General features: G+C 61.2%; 13 protein-coding genes. 7 read left to right on the forward strand and 6 right to left on the reverse strand.

Going from position 1 to position 15,802, the window contains the following annotated elements; genetic code table 11:
• The first annotated feature begins 857 nt into the window (after nt 1-857).
• The 5 genes from PSH76_RS07540 (at nt 858) to PSH76_RS07560 (ending at nt 6,634) form a co-directional block, all read left to right on the forward strand.
• Nucleotides 858-2,684, forward strand: coding sequence for a long-chain-acyl-CoA synthetase (locus PSH76_RS07540; RefSeq protein WP_305493822.1), 1,827 nt, complete (start codon nt 858-860; stop codon nt 2,682-2,684).
• Nucleotides 2,685-2,790: 106 nt separating this feature from the next.
• On the forward strand, nt 2,791-3,306 hold the full coding sequence (locus tag PSH76_RS07545; protein ID WP_032896022.1) for an ankyrin repeat domain-containing protein: 516 nt from the start codon (nt 2,791-2,793) through the stop codon (nt 3,304-3,306).
• Nucleotides 3,307-3,347: 41 nt separating this feature from the next.
• Nucleotides 3,348-3,878, forward strand: coding sequence for a hypothetical protein (locus PSH76_RS07550; RefSeq protein ID WP_003192772.1), 531 nt, complete (start codon nt 3,348-3,350; stop codon nt 3,876-3,878).
• 68 nt (nt 3,879-3,946) lie between these two features.
• Nucleotides 3,947-4,138 carry a PLDc N-terminal domain-containing protein gene (locus tag PSH76_RS07555; protein ID WP_003192770.1) on the forward strand — a complete coding sequence of 64 codons (192 nt, stop codon included), beginning with the start codon at nt 3,947-3,949 and terminating at the stop codon, nt 4,136-4,138.
• 408 nt (nt 4,139-4,546) lie between these two features.
• Entirely contained in the window at nt 4,547-6,634 is a 2,088-nt protein-coding gene (locus PSH76_RS07560) for an LTA synthase family protein (protein ID WP_032896024.1), read from the forward strand.
• Nucleotides 6,635-6,801: 167 nt separating this feature from the next.
• On the opposite strand, the gene PSH76_RS07565 is transcribed toward PSH76_RS07560, so the two are convergent.
• Nucleotides 6,802-6,954 (reverse strand): DUF3309 family protein, encoded by a 153-nt coding sequence (locus PSH76_RS07565; RefSeq protein ID WP_003192767.1) that lies wholly within the window; start codon nt 6,952-6,954, stop codon nt 6,802-6,804.
• A 328-nt stretch (nt 6,955-7,282) separates the two neighbouring features.
• Here PSH76_RS07565 and PSH76_RS07570 point away from each other — a divergent pair, with 328 nt between their 5' ends.
• Nucleotides 7,283-8,098, forward strand: a complete 816-nt coding sequence (locus tag PSH76_RS07570; RefSeq protein ID WP_032896025.1) for an SDR family oxidoreductase — start codon at nt 7,283-7,285, stop codon at nt 8,096-8,098.
• A 127-nt stretch (nt 8,099-8,225) separates the two neighbouring features.
• A complete protein-coding gene (gene csrA, locus PSH76_RS07575) occupies nt 8,226-8,429 on the forward strand; it encodes a carbon storage regulator CsrA (protein ID WP_138762426.1) in 204 nt (67 codons plus the stop codon).
• A 10-nt stretch (nt 8,430-8,439) separates the two neighbouring features.
• Here the strand turns inward: csrA and PSH76_RS07580 are convergent, their stop codons facing one another.
• The 5 genes from PSH76_RS07580 to mnmC all read right to left on the reverse strand — a co-directional run bounded on the left by PSH76_RS07580 (nt 8,440) and on the right by mnmC (nt 15,718).
• A complete protein-coding gene (locus tag PSH76_RS07580) occupies nt 8,440-8,667 on the reverse strand; it encodes a YheU family protein (protein WP_003192759.1) in 228 nt (75 codons plus the stop codon).
• Between the two features lie 72 nt (nt 8,668-8,739).
• On the reverse strand, nt 8,740-9,924 hold the full coding sequence (locus PSH76_RS07585) for an osmoprotectant NAGGN system M42 family peptidase (protein WP_032896028.1): 1,185 nt from the start codon (nt 9,922-9,924) through the stop codon (nt 8,740-8,742).
• Nucleotides 9,925-10,059: 135 nt separating this feature from the next.
• Entirely contained in the window at nt 10,060-11,805 is a 1,746-nt protein-coding gene (gene ngg, locus PSH76_RS07590) for an N-acetylglutaminylglutamine synthetase (protein WP_032896029.1), read from the reverse strand.
• Nucleotides 11,806-11,808: 3 nt separating this feature from the next.
• Nucleotides 11,809-13,581, reverse strand: coding sequence for an N-acetylglutaminylglutamine amidotransferase (locus PSH76_RS07595; RefSeq protein ID WP_034126154.1), 1,773 nt, complete (start codon nt 13,579-13,581; stop codon nt 11,809-11,811).
• 136 nt (nt 13,582-13,717) lie between these two features.
• Nucleotides 13,718-15,718, reverse strand: coding sequence for a bifunctional tRNA (5-methylaminomethyl-2-thiouridine)(34)-methyltransferase MnmD/FAD-dependent 5-carboxymethylaminomethyl-2-thiouridine(34) oxidoreductase MnmC (gene mnmC / locus PSH76_RS07600; RefSeq protein ID WP_305493823.1), 2,001 nt, complete (start codon nt 15,716-15,718; stop codon nt 13,718-13,720).
• Between the last annotated feature and the right edge of the window lie 84 nt (nt 15,719-15,802).

The raw sequence follows: 15,802 nt of genomic DNA on the forward strand, positions 1-15,802 counted from the left end.
GCTCAAGTTGGCAAGCATGGAGTGATAGGTGCAGTGATTGTGCCAGTATTGGATTTTCTAAAAAATCCTTATAAATCAGCATCTTATAAATTTATAGGATTTTCATTTTCGTGCAATTTGCATGAAGGGCCATCGTGCATCCTGCATTTTGCGCTATCTGCCCGGCGATTTTCCGCAAGGAGCGGGAGGGCTGTAATCATACTGACCGCCTTTTGCTCGGAAAAATCCATCTACACGTTATTGGTGGTATCCGCCCAAGCTAACCACGATGCGAAGCGAGCCGCTCTTGATCTGCTCTTGATCTTAGGCGCCCCGTCAAACCACGCTGGCCGGAATTCGACAGGGATTTGGGGGGTAAACCGGCAGGGATGCCGGTTTAGCCGCCCCGCGCCATGGATGGCGCGTGGCGGCGGCCCCCCAAATCACTGGCGGATTACGGGCACACCGAGCCCAAGCGAGGTGCCGAGTGGTGGGGCAAGAGCGTTTTGCTTACTTTTGCGCTGTTCAAAAGTGAGCCGCCGTCAGGGCGGAACCCTAAGTGGCCGTTACCGCAGCAATGGATATGTACACAATCCAACTGTGTCGCCTGTCAGGCCGCCTTCGCGAGCAAGCCCGCTCCCACAATTGGATCGTGGGATGTCAGGTAGAGAAGTGTCGGCTGGTAGGTCGTCATCGCAGGCAAGCCAGCTCCCACAGTTGGATGGCGGGGTGTCCGGGAGATAAGCATCGGCCAGCCGCCACGGGATACAAAACTTTTCAAATCCCGCATGTACAGCCAAAGAACCGCTGACGTACTTTCCGCTACACCAGTCGATGTACCTGGACCCGACCAAGAATAAGAAAAGGGACGTCCCGCCATGACTCACCAGCAAAACGACATGATCACCTGGCGCATGATGCTGCGTAAGGTGCCTGCCATCGTTCGAGCCCTCCCACGCGTGGTGCGCGGCATGCGCGCGGCCAACGTCACCGACCCCAGGCAACCCTGCGGCCTGGGCTGGCATTTCGAACAAGCCACCTTGCGCAACCCGGACGGTGCTGCACTGCTTTATGGGGACAGCGTGATCAGCTACCGCGACGCCAATCAGCGCGCCAACCGTCTTGCCCACCACCTGCAAGCCCAAGGCATCGGCAAGGGTGACGTGGTGGCGCTGTTTATCGAAAATCGCCCCGAGTTGCTGCTCAACGTACTGGCCGTGGCCAAGCTGGGCGGCATCTGCGCCATGCTCAACACGGCGCAAACTCAAGGGGCACTGGTACACAGCCTGACCCTGGTCAACCCGGTTGCCATCGTGGTCGGTGCCGAATTGCTGAGCCCTTACGCAGCAGTGCGTGAACAAGTGCAGATCCCGGCCGAGCGCACCTGGTTCGTGGCCGATCAGCCTGGCAGTGCAGTGCCCGATGGCTATATCGACCTGATGGCCGCCAGTGCTGAAAGCCCGGTGGACAACCCGGTGAGTTCCGCGCAGGTGTTCTTCAATGATCCCTGCTTCTATATCTATACCTCCGGCACCACCGGCTTGCCCAAGGCCGGCATCATGAAGCACGGGCGCTGGACCAAAACCGCCGTGAGCTTCGGCAGTATCGCCCTGGACATGGGCCCGCAGGACGTCCTCTATTGCACCTTGCCGCTGTACCACGCCACCGGCCTGTGCGTGTGCTGGGGGGCGGCGATTATCGGTGCATCGGGCTTTGCCATTCGACGCAAATTCAGCGCCAGCCAGTTCTGGGATGACGCCCGCAAGTTCAAGGCGACCACCCTGGGTTATGTCGGTGAGCTTTGCCGCTATCTGCTCGACCAGCCTGCCAGTGCGCAGGATCGCGATAACCACGTGACCAAGATGGTCGGCAACGGCTTGCGCCCCGGTGTGTGGGCGCAGTTCAAGCAGCGCTATGGTGTGGCGCATATCTGCGAGCTGTATGCCGCCAGCGACGGCAATATCGGCTTTACCAACGTGCTGAACTTTGACAACACCATCGGCTTTTGCCTGCAGCATTGGGCGCTGGTGGATTACGCCCATGACACTGGCGAACCCCTGCGCGGCAGCAATGGGTTGATGGTCAAGGTGCCCACCGGCGGGCAGGGCCTGTTACTGGCACGCATTGATGAAAAGTCGCCCTTCGACGGTTACACCGACCCGGAAAAGAACCGCAAGGTGGTACTAACGGACGTGTTCGAAAAAGGCGACCGCTATTTCAACACCGGCGACCTGGTGCGCAGTATCGGTTTCGGCCATGCGCAATTTGTCGATCGCCTGGGGGATACCTATCGCTGGAAGGGCGAAAACGTCTCGACCACCGAGGTGGAAAACGTTTTGCTGCAACACCCGCAGATTGCTGAAGTGGTGGCCTATGGCGTCGAGATCGACAACACCAACGGCCGCGCCGGCATGGTCGCCATCACCCCCAGCGAATCCCTGGCCAGCCTGGACATGCGCGAACTGCTGCAATTCGCCCACGGCCAGTTGCCCCCTTATGCGGTGCCGTTGTTTTTGCGGATCAAGGTGAAGATGGAAACCACCGGCACGTTCAAGTACCAGAAAGTGACGCTCAAGGAGCAAGGGTTCGACCCGGACAAGGCCGGCAATGATCCGGTTTATGCCTGGTTGCCGGGTTCGGACAGCTATGTGCCGGTGACCGGGCAATTGCTGGCGCAGATCCAGGGCGGCCACTTCCGTTATTGATTCTGGCTATGGCGGCTTTTGACAAAAAAGCCATGACACCGGGGAACTCCCTCGCGACACTGGGCGCCTTAAACAGTTATATCAGTCGCCTCAGCAAGGAGCCCCCATGTCACAACAGCCTAAACAAATGACCGAAGACGAAGCCGCCGAATTTGCCGAGCAAGTCTTTGACGTGGCCCGTCGCGGCGACGCCGCCATGCTTGCCGCACTGTTGGCCAAAGGCCTGCCGGCCAACTTTCGTAATCACAATGGTGACACCTTGTTGATGCTCGCGGCTTACCACGGCCATGCCGAGGCGGTCAAAGTGCTGCTGGAGTTCAAGGCCGATCCCCTGATCGCCAACGACAAGAACCAATTGCCGATTGCCGGTGCGGCGTTCAAAGGCAACCTGCCGGTGGTCCAGGCGTTGATCGAAGGTGGCACGCCGGTTGAGGCGGCCTCCTCGGATGGGCGTACGGCGTTGATGATGGCGGCGATGTTCAACCGCGTTGAGATGGTTGATTACCTGCTCGGTAAAGGCGCAAACCCCAAGGCCACTGATGCACAGGGCGCGACGGCGCTGGCTGCGGCGCAGACCATGGGTGCGGTGGATACGGCGGCGAAGTTGCAGAAACTGGTGTAGGCTACGCGCCCTTCAAAACTTGCCCGTTACAGGATCGCCCCATGAAAACCGCCCTCGTCGAACTCATCAGCAAAATCAGCGCCGGCGTCATGGGTGAGGACGAAGTAGCGCGTATCGCCGACGAAGCGGCCCAGGCCTATGCGGACCCGGCAGCGTTCCTGGCGGCCAACCCGGATATCAACTACGACGACAGTTTCCCGATCCCGCTAGGGGAGTGGGTGGTGGTGGGTAGCTTGCCGGACACGGTGTTGTTCCAGGCTGATACCTATGGCGACCTGTTTGCCCAGATCGTCGCGTCGTTCGGTCCGGGTGTGGCGTTCAACCTCAAGCCCAAGCAACTGGCCAAGACCGAAGACCTGACCGCGCTCAACCGCATCCAGATCCAGATGAGCGCCCTGAGCCCGGAAGACGGCGGTTATGTGCTGGTGAACTTCAGCCAGTTGCTGGACGACGAGATCCAGGCGGTGCTGGTGTTCGGCAACGACCTGCCACGAGTGCTGGAACTGTGTGCCGAAGTCGGCATCAAGGCCGAGCCCTCGCTTGAAGCCTTGAAGATTGCCGTACACGTCTGAAATAAAACGGAACCCCCGCCAAGGCTGACTATCCTACAAGGGCATGCCCTCACTTTAGGAGCGACACCATGGGTTCCACGTTTAATAGCCTGATTGGCCTGATCATCCTCGCGCTGGACATCTGGGCGATCATCAACGTGTTCAAAAGCGGCGCCAGCACCGGTGCCAAAGTGCTGTGGATTCTGTTGATCCTGCTGTTGCCAGTGCTGGGCCTGATCATCTGGGCTATCGCCGGGCCGCGCGGTAACGTGCGGATCTGACGACCTGCTCGATTTGCGGTGGGCACCGTCAATGTGGGAGCTGGCTTGCCTGCGATTGCGGTGTGTCAACCAAGACAATGCAAGCTGACCCACCGCTATCGCAGGCAAGCCAGCTCCCACACGGGTTTCACGGCATTAAGTAGATTTGTGTGTCGAAACTATTCGCCGCACGAAATTTTCACATCCCATCCAAGACAATTCGCCGGCTTTAACCGGCTGCCAGGGCTCTATCTCCAGTGCCCTTAAAGGCATGGCCGTGCCTTACGTTCAGTAATTAATAGCCTTGCCGGCCTTGATCGGGCACCATTTGTGCCACCGCGTTAACCGCCTACCCCAGCCAGCCTGGGCGAGGGACGGACGCCACTGCATTATTTCGCAACTTAAACTTCCAATGGGTCCTAAAACGACATGGCAAACCCGGACGCCCTGAATCAGCAGCGAGCTTCAAATCGCCTGCTGCAACCGACCGTCAAATCCCATCTGGCGTACACGCTGCTCTGCGCACTGGTCATGATGGTGATGTTTTCCCTGCTGCGCCTGGCGTTGCTGGTCTACAACCGCGAGATGATCCTGGACACGCCGGCCTCGACGTTCCTTGAAGCGTTCGCCAACGGCCTGCGCCTGGACATTCGCCTGGTAATGTACCTGCTGATTCCGCTGCTGCTGGCGCTGTTCAGCGTGCGGGCCATGGCGGCGCGTGGGTTCTTCCGTTTGTGGCTGACCGTCGCGTCCAGCATCGCCTTGTTCCTGGGCCTGATGGAGATGGACTTCTATCGCGAGTTCCACCAGCGCCTCAATGGCCTGGTCTTCCAGTATGTGAAGGAAGACCCGAAAACCGTGATGAGCATGCTCTGGTACGGTTTCCCGGTGGTGCGCTACCTGCTGGCCTGGGCCGTGGGCACGCTGATCCTGAGCATGGCCTTCAAGGGCGCTGACCGCGCAACGCGCCCACGCGGCCCCTTCAGCGGCGGCACGATCAGCACGCGCCAGGTGGCGCCGTGGTACAGCCGCATCGCGGTGTTCATGGTCTGCCTGCTGGTTGCCGTGGTCGCCATCCGTGGCACCCTGCGCCAGGGGCCACCGCTGCGTTGGGGTGACGTCTACACCACCGATTCGAACTTCGCCAACCAGTTGGGCCTCAATGGCACCTTGTCGCTGATCGCGGCGGCCAAGGCGCGCTTTGGTGAAGACCGCGCCAATATCTGGAAGGCCACGCTGGAACAACCGCTGGCCACCCAGACCGTGCGCGACATGCTGGTGCTGCCGCAAGAGAAGCTGGTAGACACCGACACCGCTGCCGTGCGCCGTGACTTCACGCCACCGGCCGAGAAAACCCTGCCGATCAAGAACGTCGTGGTCATCCTGATGGAAAGCTTCGCCGGTCACTCGGTGGGCGCATTGGGACGTCCGGGCAATATCACCCCGTACTTCGACAAGCTGACCCAAGAGGGCCTGCTGTTCGACCGCTTCTTCTCCAACGGCACCCACACCCACCAGGGTATGTTCGCCACCATGGCCTGCTTCCCGAACCTGCCGGGTTTCGAATACCTGATGCAGACCCCGGAAGGCAGCCACAAGCTGTCGGGCCTGCCGCAGTTGCTCAGCGCGCGTGATTTCGACGATGTGTATGTCTACAACGGCGATTTCGCCTGGGACAACCAGTCGGGCTTCTTCAGCAACCAGGGCATGACCAACTTCATCGGCCGTAATGACTTCGTCAACCCGGTGTTCTCCGACCCGACGTGGGGCGTGTCCGACCAGGACATGTTCAACCGTGGCCTGGAAGAACTGAAGGCACGCGAAGGCGGCAAGCCGTTCTACGCACTGCTGCAAACCCTGTCCAACCACACGCCGTACGCGTTGCCGACCCCATTGCCGGTTGAGAAAGTCACCGACCGTGGCAGCCTCAACGAGCATTTGACGGCCATGCGCTACTCCGACTGGGCCCTGGGCCAGTTCTTTGAAAAGGCCCGCAAGGAACCGTACTTCAAGGAAACCCTGTTCGTGATCGTCGGTGACCACGGCTTCGGCAACGAGCAGCAGATTACCGAGATGGACCTGGGCCGCTTCAACGTGCCGATGCTGATGATCGCACCGGGCATGCGCGAGAAGTTCGGTGAGCGTGACCACACTGTGGGCACCCAGATCGACATCGTGCCCACCATCATGGGCCGCCTGGGCGGCGACACCTTGCACCAGTGCTGGGGCCGTGACCTGCTGAACCTGCCGGAAGGTGATAAAGGTTTCGGCGTGATCAAGCCATCGGGCAGCGACCAGACCGTGGCCTTGCTCACCGGCGACCGCGTACTGGTATTGCCCAAGGAAATGCCACCCAAGTTGTGGGAATACACACTGGGCGCCGAGCCGACTGGCAAGGTGATTCCTGAGTCGCCGGACGAAGCCGCACTCAAGCAGAAACTTGAGTCGTTCCTGCAAACCGCGACCAAGAGCCTGCTGGATAACACCGCAGGTGTGGTGGACGGTAAGCCGGACTAACTGACCGGCAATAAAAAAGAGGCCTTCTAGAAGGCCTCTTTTTTTTGCTTCTCAATTGTAGGAGCGAGCTTGCTCGCGAAGAACCTCAACGCTAACGCGCGCGTCCTGAATAAACGCGGCGCCTGTGAGTGTTTCGCGAGCAAGCTCGCTCCTACAAAACCGCGGCGTTATATCTTGCCGAGCAACAACAGCACCAGCAGAACAACCAGTACCACACCCAGGATACCCGACGGTCCATAACCCCAGTTACGCGAGTGCGGGAACACCGGCAGGCCACCGACCAGCAGGAGGATCAGGATAATAATCAGAATGAGGCTCATGGTTTTATTCCTTATAGGTTCTTTGCAAAAACCGGCTGTTTAACCGTTGGTTCGTCCATGTACAGTGGGACGCCTTACCCCTTCCGACTCTGCCGCTTCGCAGAAAATTCATTGTTTTTATAAAACATTTTGATGCGTTGCTTATTTCTTTTAACGCGTACGCAACTTGAACTAATTAGTTGAAAAAAATTGAACTTAGTCTATGCGCGCAGCTGTGACCGAGCCCGCGGTTTGCCTGGGGCATTCATCACCCTGATGGTGCGTGGGTGGAGCAAAAACCTTCGCTACACTGCCGGTCACTTCTTCGTGAACCACAAGGCTACCTCCTATGCAAAACCGCATGATGATCACTGGCGCCGGGTCTGGCCTGGGTCGCGAAATCGCTCTGCGCTGGGCCCGTGAAGGCTGGCAGTTGGCGTTGTCCGATGTCAGCGAGCCCGGTTTGCAGGAAACCCTCAAGCAGGTTCGCGAGGTGGGCGGTGATGGTTTTACCCAGCGTTGTGACGTGCGTGACTACAGCCAGCTCACAGCCTTTGCCCAGGCCTGTGAGGTGAAACTCGGCGGCATCGATGTGATCGTCAACAACGCCGGCGTGGCCTCGGGTGGGTTCTTCGCTGAATTGTCCCTGGAGGATTGGGACTGGCAGATCGCAATCAACCTGATGGGCGTCGTCAAAGGCTGCAAGGCGTTCCTGCCGCTGCTGGAAAAGAGCAAGGGGCGCATTATCAACATCGCCTCAATGGCCGCGCTGATGCAGGGCCCGGCCATGAGCAACTACAACGTGGCCAAGGCAGGCGTGGTGGCGTTGTCCGAGAGCCTGCTGGTGGAGCTCAAGCAACAGGAAGTGGGCGTGCATGTGGTGTGCCCGTCGTTTTTCCAGACCAACCTGCTCGACTCCTTCCGTGGGCCAACCCCGGCCATGAAGGCCCAGGTGGGCAAGCTGCTGGAGAGTTCGCCCATCTCGGCGGCGGATATCGCCGACTACATTTACCAGCGCGTGGCCGCAGGCGAATTCATGATCCTGCCCCATGAGCAAGGCCGCATGGCTTGGGCGTTGAAACAGAAAAATCCGCAACTGCTGTATGACGAAATGACCCTGATGGCCGACAAGATGCGCGCCAAGGCGCAGGCTGTGAAGGGCTGATTCGGCTGGGGTCTGTCAGACAAATTACCTACCTGCGTAGGCAGTGCCTGATTTTCCCGCAAGCCATTGCCGGCCCAGCGCCAAGGGGGCATGGTCAAGGTCCTGCTACTGGAAAAGGACAACCGCCATGCTGGTCTTAAGCCGTGCCACAGGCGAAGCAATCGCCATTGGCGATGACATCACCGTGCATATCCTGGAAGTGAACGGTACTCATGTGAAATTCGGCATCGAGGCGCCCGTGGGCGTCAACGTGCACCGCGCCGAGGTGTACCGCAAGATACTCAAAGGCGAGGGCCAGGCTACCCATCCCGTGCCGGCGCCCAACCCTTAGGCGCCGCTGTTCAGTCGAACAGGTGCTTGGGCACATCGTGCTTGAGCATCAACTGGCATTGCTCGCTCTCGGGGTCGAAGACGATCAGCGCCTGGCCTTTGGTCAGCGCCTGGCGCACGCGCAGCACGCGGGTCTCCAGGGGCGTGTCGTCGCCATTGTCGGTGCCGTCGCGGGTGACGAAGTCTTCGATGAGGCGGGTGAGGGTGTCGACTTCAAGTGCATCGTAGGGAATCAGCATACAAGCCTCAGGTGTCAGGTCCCGGCGATGCTACTGCGCCGGGACCTTTGTTGCCAGTATCAACTCACCGCGTCAGGACTTCTGGCCGACCAGGCTGTCCACCGACGGCACACGGGTGTCGCTCTCCATTTGCGTTTCATGCTCGATCTGATGACTGAACCGGTCCAGTGAACCCTGGGCCGGTTGCGCATCGCTGGCAAACACCGGCGGGCTGAGGATGTAAGCGCCCAACAAGCGGCTCAGGGCGGCCAGGCTGTCGATATGGGTACGCTCGTAGCCATGGGTGGCGTCACAACCGAAGGCCAGCAGCGCGGTGCGAATATCATGGCCGGCGGTGACCGCCGAGTGGGCATCGCTGAAGTAATAGCGGAACAGATCGCGGCGCACCGGTAGGTCGTTGTCCGAGGCCAGGCGCAGCAAGTGGCGGGACAGGTGATAGTCATAAGGGCCGCCGGAATCCTGCATGGCCACGCTCACTGCATGTTCGCTGGACTGCTGGCCGGGGGCGACCGGGGCGATATCGATGCCGACAAACTCACTCACATCCCAGGGCAGGGCGGCCGCTGCGCCACTGCCGGTTTCTTCGGTGATGGTGAACAGCGGGTGGCAGTCGATCAGCAGGGGCTGGCCACTGTCGACGATGGCCTTGAGCGCAGCGAGCAGGGCGGCGACGCCGGCCTTGTCGTCCAAGTGGCGGGCGCTGATATGCCCGCTTTCGGTGAACTCGGGCAGTGGGTCGAAGGCCACATAGTCGCCGACGCTGATTCCCAGGGAGTCGCAGTCAGCACGTGTGGCGCAGTAGGCGTCCAGGCGCAGTTCCACATGGTCCCAGCTCACCGGCATTTCATCCACGGCGGTGTTGAATGCGTGCCCGGAGGCCATCAACGGCAATACGCTGCCGCGAATCACACCGTTGTCGGTGAACAGGCTGACGCGGCTGCCTTCGGCAAAGCGGCTCGACCAGCAGCCCACCGGTGCCAGGGTCAGACGCCCGTTGTCCTTGATCGCACGCACGGCGGCGCCGATGGTGTCCAGGTGCGCGGAGACGGCGCGGTCAGGGCTGTTTTTCTGGCCCTTGAGGGTGGCGCGAATGGTGCCGCGCCGGGTCATTTCAAACGGAATGCCGAGTTCTTCCAGGCGTTCTGCGACGTAGCGCACGATGGTGTCGGTAAAGCCGGTGGGACTGGGAATGGCGAGCATTTCCAGCAGCACTTTTTGCAGGTACGCCAGATCAGGTTCGGGAATGGTTCGGGTCATGGAAACTCCTGATGAGTTGAGGGCGATCGTTCCCACGCTCTGCGTGGGAACGCCTCAGGGACGCTCTGCGTCCGCTGTGGTGACGCAGAGCGTCACAGGCTGCATTCCCACGCGGAGCGTGGGAATGATCGGTAGTCAGGTAGTCGGCTGACTGTGTGGAAACAACAAATCCACAAACTTCTCAGCCGTAGGTTGCGGTTCATGGTTGGCCAGGCCGGCCCGTTCGTTGGCTTCGATAAACACATACTCCGGCTGGTCGGCCGCAGGCACCATCAGGTCCAGGCCGACCATAGGGATATCCAGGGCACGGGCCGCACGTACGGCGGCGTCCACCAGCGTGGGGTGCAGGATCGCCGTGACATCTTCCAGGCAACCCCCGGTGTGCAGGTTGGCGGTGCGTCGCACGGCCAGTTGCACGCCACGGGGCAGGATGCTGCTGTAGTCGTAACCTGCGGCTTTGAGGGTGCGCTCGGTTTCTGCATCCAGCGGGATTTTGCTCTCGCCATCGGTGGCTGCCTGGCGACGACGGCTCTGGGCTTCGATCAACGCGCGAATCGAATGTTGACCGTCGCCGATCACTTCGGCAGGGCGGCGAATCGCAGCCGCGACCACTTCAAAACCGATCACCAGAATGCGCAGGTCCAGGCCTTCGTGGAAGCTTTCCAGCAACACGCGGCTGTCGAACTGGCGCGCCGCTTCAATCGCCTGCTGCACCTCTTCGATGCTCTGCAAATCCACGGCGACGCCATGGCCTTGCTCGCCGTCCAGCGGCTTGACCACGATGCGCTGGTGTTCGTCGAGAAACTCCAGGTTGTCGTCGGCACTACCCGCCAACTGTTGCACCGGCACCTGCAGGCCAGCAGCCTTGAGCACCTTGTGGGTCAGGCTCTTGTCCTGGCACAGGGTCATGCTGATGGCGCTGGTCAGGTCGCTCAGGGACTCACGGCAACGCACGCGACGCCCGCCGTGGCTAAGGGTGAACAGGCCCGCATCGGCATCGTCGACCTGCACATCAATGCCGCGCCGATGGGCTTCTTCGACAATGATGCGCGCGTAAGGGTTGAACTCCGCCTGCGGCCCCGGGCCTAGAAACAGCGGTTGATTGATGCCGTTCTTGCGCTTGATTGCAAAGGTGGTCAACGCCCGAAAACCGAGCTTGGCGTAAAGGCTCTTGGCCTGGCGGTTGTCGTGCAGCACCGACAAGTCCAGGTAGCTCAAGCCTCGGCTCATGAAGTGTTCCACCAAGTGGCGCACCAACACTTCACCGACCCCAGGGCGTGTGCATTGAGGGTCGACGGCCAGGCACCAGAGGCTGCAACCGTTCTCCGGGTCGTGGAAGGCCTTGTGATGGTTGAGGCCCATCACGCTGCCAATCACCGCGCCGCTGTCTTCATCTTCGGCCAGCCAGTACACCGGGCCGCCTTGATGACGTGGGGTGAGGCGTTCCGGGTCAACCGGCAGCATTCCGCGCCCCTGGTACAGGTGGTTGACCGCTTGCCAGTCGGCCTCGCTCTGCACCCGGCGAATACGAAAGCCGCGAAACACGCGGGTGGCCGGGCGGTAGTCGGAGAACCACAGGCGCAGGGTGTCGGACGGGTCGAGGAACAGTTGCTGCGGGTCAATGCCAAGGATCTGCTGGGGTGCGGCCACGTACAGCGCGATATCGCGCTCGCCGGGCTGCTCGTTGAGCAGTTCCTGGGCCAGGCTTGCCGGGTCGGGAAAGGTGTGGCCGATCAACAACCGGCCCCAGCCGCAATGCACGGCAATCGGGTCGGCGGCCAGTGCGCTGCCATCCTCGGCCAGGCGCGCTTGCAGGCGCTCGTAGGTCGGCGCCTGGCCTTTGAGTAAGCGTTGGCTGTAAGCCGCGGCATTCGGTTTCATGGATCAGATTCCTTGTTCGCTCAGCCACAGGTTCAGCGCCGCCAGCTGCCACAGCTTGGAGCCGCGCAGCGGGGTCAGTTGGCCTTGCGGGTCGGTGAGCAAGCGGTCGAGCATGGCCGGGTTGAACAACCCACGGTCCTGGCTCGGGTCCAGCAGCAACTCGCGCACCCAGTTCAAGGTATCGCCCTGCAGATGCTTGAGGCCGGGCACGGGGAAGTAGCCTTTCTTGCGGTCGATGACTTCGCTGGGGATCACCCGACGCGCCGCTTCCTTGAGCACCTGTTTGCCACCGTCGGGCAGCTTGAACTGGGCCGGCACACGGGCCGAGAGTTCCACCAGGCGGTAGTCGAGGAACGGTGTGCGCGCCTCCAGGCCCCAGGCCATGGTCATGTTGTCCACGCGTTTGACCGGGTCGTCTACCAGCATCACCGTGCTGTCCAGGCGCAGGGCCTTGTCCACGGCCGCGTCGGCGCCGGGCATCGCGAAATGCTCGCGCACGAAGTCGCCGGCAGCGTCGTTGGCGGTCAGCCATTTGGGCGCGACGGTCGCCGCGTAGTCGTCGTAGCTGCGGTCGAAAAACGCCTCGCGATAGGCCGCATACGGGTCGCTGGCGCCATCCACTTGCGGGTACCAGTGGTAACCGGCGAACAATTCATCGGCGCCCTGGCCGCTTTGCACCACTTTGCAATGCTTGGCCACTTCCCGCGACAGCAGGTAGAAGGCGATGCAGTCATGGCTGACCATCGGCTCGCTCATGGCGCGGAAGGCTGCCGGCAGTTGCTCGATGATCTCGCTTTCGGCAATGCGCAGTTGGTGGTGATGGGTGCCGTAGTGCTTGGCGATCAGGTCTGAGTACTGGAACTCATCGCCACGCTCACCGCCAGCGTCTTCAAAACCGATGGAGAAGGTCGACAAATCCTCCACGCCCACTTCGCGCAACAGGCCGACGAGCATGCTCGAGTCGACGCCGCCAGAGAGAAGCACGCCCACATCCACCGCCGCACGTTGGCGAATGGCCACGGCTTCGCGGGTGCTGTCGAGCACGCGGTCGGTCCAGTCTTCCAGGGTCAGGTGTTTTTCGTCCTCATGGGGGCCGTAGGGCAGGGTCCACCAGGTTTTCTGTTCAGTCTTGCCGCTGGCGTCGATGCGCATCCAGCTGGCAGGCGGCAGTTTTTCGATGCCGGCCAACAGCGTGCGCGGTGCGGGCACCACGGCGTGGAAATTCAGATAGTGGTTGAGGGCGACCGGATCGAGGATCGGGTTGATGTCACCACCCTTGAGCAACGCGGGCAACGCCGAGGCAAAGCGCAGGCGTTGGCCGGTGCGCGACAGGTACAGAGGTTTGACCCCCAGACGGTCGCGGGCGATGAACAGGCGCTGGGCATCACGCTCCCAAATGGCAAAGGCGAACATGCCGTTGAGCTTGGGCAGCAACGCTTCGCCCCAGGCGTGATAACCCTTGAGCAATACTTCGGTGTCGCCACCGGAATAGAAGGCGTAACCCAGGGCTTCCAGCTCTTGGCGCAGCTCCGGGAAGTTATAGATGGCGCCATTGAACGCCAGGGACAGCCCCAGATGGGCGTCGACCATCGGCTGGGCGGAGCCGTCCGACAGGTCCATGATTTTCAGGCGGCGGTGGCCCAGGGCAATCGGCCCTTGGGCATGAAAACCCCAGGCGTCGGGGCCTCGGGGGGCGAGGTGATGGGTGATGCGTTCTACGGCTGCCAGGTCGGCAGGTTGATGATCAAAGCGTAACTCGCCAGCTAATCCACACATAAATTCCTTACCGGTTTTTCCGTTGGGGAGGGGTCAACACTCAATACGCCCAAAAGGGCGCGTACCCAGAAACTGACCCAGTGCTATGCGTGGAGTTTTAGACCGATAAGTTATAAGGCAGCTAATCACTTTGCCATCAATCGGTCTCTTTGCGAGGCGCGGCTTGGCCTCGAACCAGAGCCCGCAGGGCAAAGCGGTTGGGGTGGCAAGCCTCGGCTACGCTGGTTGGCACTGGCAGGGGCTCATCACTCAGCCACGCAGCCAGCAGTTCGCCGCACAACGGCGCAGTGATCAATCCACGCGAGCCATGGCCGCTATTGAGAAACAGACCCGGCAGCCACGGGCATGGCGTTTGCGGCACTTGCCGGGCGTCTTTGCCCAGTACCGCATAAGCCTGCTCAAACGCCGCATGGTCAGCCAGTGGCCCAACGATGGGCAAGTAGTCAGGGCTGGTACAACGAAACGCGGCACGGCCCTCCAGCTGTTCGGGCGCCAAGCGATCAGCACCCAGGCGCTGCAGCAGGTCGGTAGAAATCTCACCCAGCATCTGCAGGTTGCCGTGGTGTTCGGCCGGCGTGGGCGTGAGGTCCTGATTGGTGAAGTCAAAACTGGCGCCCAGGGTGTGTTCGCCAAGCCGAGCCGGTGCGACGTATCCCTCGGCACAGACGACAGTGGCCAGGGCCTTACTTGCCGGGGTTTGCGCCAGCCGCGTGATCTGCCCACGGATGCGCTTGAGCGGCATGTCAGCACTGAAGGGGAAACGCTTGATCTCCGCAGCCCCGGCGAGCACCACGACACTGGCGCTGGCCAGCACGCGGTCACCGGCGCGGGCTTGCCACTGGTCGTCGAGCCGGTGCAGTTCCAGTGCCTCGTGGTGGGTGAGCACTTCAATCAGGGGATGCGCTGCCTGCCACTGGCACAGCGCGGGTGGATGCACCCAACCGCCCTGTGGGAAAAACAACCCGCCGTGGGCCAGTTCGATTCCCGCCTTGTGCTGCGCCTGCTCGCGGTCCAGCAGGTGCAGCAGGTCTGGAGCGAAGGCGTGTGCCAATTGAGCCTGACGCTGGCTCTCCTTGGCGTCAAACGCCAGCTGCAACACGCCACAGCCGTCCCAATCGACGCCTCGGTGCAAGTGTTCCAGCAGACGCCGGGTGTGGCCAAAACCGCTGAGTATCAGTTGGGACAAGGCCGTACCATGGGCCGAAAGCTTGAGGTACAACACACCCTGTGGGTTGCCCGAAGCTTCCTGTGCCAGGCCGGCATGGCGCTCCAGCAGGCTGACACGCCAGCCACGGGCGGCGAGGCTGGCGGCGGTCGCACAGCCGGCCAAGCCGCCGCCGATGACCAGGGCGCGACGTTCACCCTCGATGGCGGGAGGCCGGGCGAACCAGGGTTTACGTGGGGCCGGCGTGGGAGCGTCCTCGGGCCAGCCGAGAAACTCCCCACGCAGGATCTCCCATTTATGCCCGATGCCCGGCGTGCGTTTCATCTTGAACCCGGCGGCATTGATCAACCGCCTTACCCAGCCGGTGCTGGTGAAGGTGCTGATGGTCGAGCCTGGAGCCGCCAGGCGTGCCAGTTGGGCGAACAGCTCGGCGGTCCACATGTCGGGGTTTTTCGCCGGGGCGAACCCGTCGAGAAACCACGCATCGATTTGGGCGTCCAGGTGCGGCAATTGTTCCAGCGCATCGCCGATCAGCAGGGTCAGGGTCACGCGGCCGTTGTCCAGTACCAGGCGCTGGAAGCCCTGGTGAATGGCAATGTAGTGCGCCAGCAGTTGCTCGGCCAACGGTTGCAGTTCGGGCCAGAGGGCGAGGGCGCGTTGCAAGTCTGTATGGCTGAGGGGGTATTTTTCCACGCTGACAAAGTGCAGTCGCGCACCGGAAACCGCGTGCTGCTCGAACAACTGCCAGGCGCAGAGGAAATTCAAACCGGTGCCGAAGCCGGTCTCACCAATCACCAGGCGCCCACCTGCCGGCAAGGCGGCGAAGCGTTCCTGCAAGCGGTTCTGCTCCAGGAACACGTAGCGGGTTTCTTCCAGGCCCGACTGGTCGGAGAAATACACATCGTCGAACACCCGCGAATGCGGGCGGCCTTGATCATCCCAGTCGAGCTGGGCGTGGGTGATGGGGTTCATGGCGACTCATAAAATGAAAGCGGGCAAAGACAAGGCGGCCATTCTAGCCGATCAACAGGCATTGAATTGATCCATGGCAAGGCT

Source organism: Pseudomonas sp. FP215 (assembly GCF_030687795.1).
GTDB classification, from domain to species: Bacteria; Pseudomonadota; Gammaproteobacteria; order Pseudomonadales; family Pseudomonadaceae; genus Aquipseudomonas; species Aquipseudomonas salmasensis.

Bases quoted from the DNA above. Each gene is read 5' to 3' on its own strand.
- PSH76_RS07585 (WP_032896028.1), bottom strand. From the start codon at position 9,924: ATGACCCGAACCATTCCCGAACCTGATCTGGCGTACCTGCAAAAAGTG.
- PSH76_RS07555 (WP_003192770.1), top strand. From the start codon at position 3,947: ATGGGTTCCACGTTTAATAGCCTGATTGGCCTGATCATCCTCGCGCTG.
- PSH76_RS07580 (WP_003192759.1), bottom strand. From the start codon at position 8,667: ATGCTGATTCCCTACGATGCACTTGAAGTCGACACCCTCACCCGCCTC.
- PSH76_RS07570 (WP_032896025.1), top strand. From the start codon at position 7,283: ATGCAAAACCGCATGATGATCACTGGCGCCGGGTCTGGCCTGGGTCGC.
- PSH76_RS07560 (WP_032896024.1), top strand. From the start codon at position 4,547: ATGGCAAACCCGGACGCCCTGAATCAGCAGCGAGCTTCAAATCGCCTG.
- PSH76_RS07565 (WP_003192767.1), bottom strand. From the start codon at position 6,954: ATGAGCCTCATTCTGATTATTATCCTGATCCTCCTGCTGGTCGGTGGC.
- PSH76_RS07550 (WP_003192772.1), top strand. From the start codon at position 3,348: ATGAAAACCGCCCTCGTCGAACTCATCAGCAAAATCAGCGCCGGCGTC.
- mnmC (WP_305493823.1), bottom strand. From the start codon at position 15,718: ATGAACCCCATCACCCACGCCCAGCTCGACTGGGATGATCAAGGCCGC.
- PSH76_RS07595 (WP_034126154.1), bottom strand. From the start codon at position 13,581: ATGTGTGGATTAGCTGGCGAGTTACGCTTTGATCATCAACCTGCCGAC.
- PSH76_RS07540 (WP_305493822.1), top strand. From the start codon at position 858: ATGACTCACCAGCAAAACGACATGATCACCTGGCGCATGATGCTGCGT.
- ngg (WP_032896029.1), bottom strand. From the start codon at position 11,805: ATGAAACCGAATGCCGCGGCTTACAGCCAACGCTTACTCAAAGGCCAG.
- csrA (WP_138762426.1), top strand. From the start codon at position 8,226: ATGCTGGTCTTAAGCCGTGCCACAGGCGAAGCAATCGCCATTGGCGAT.
- PSH76_RS07545 (WP_032896022.1), top strand. From the start codon at position 2,791: ATGTCACAACAGCCTAAACAAATGACCGAAGACGAAGCCGCCGAATTT.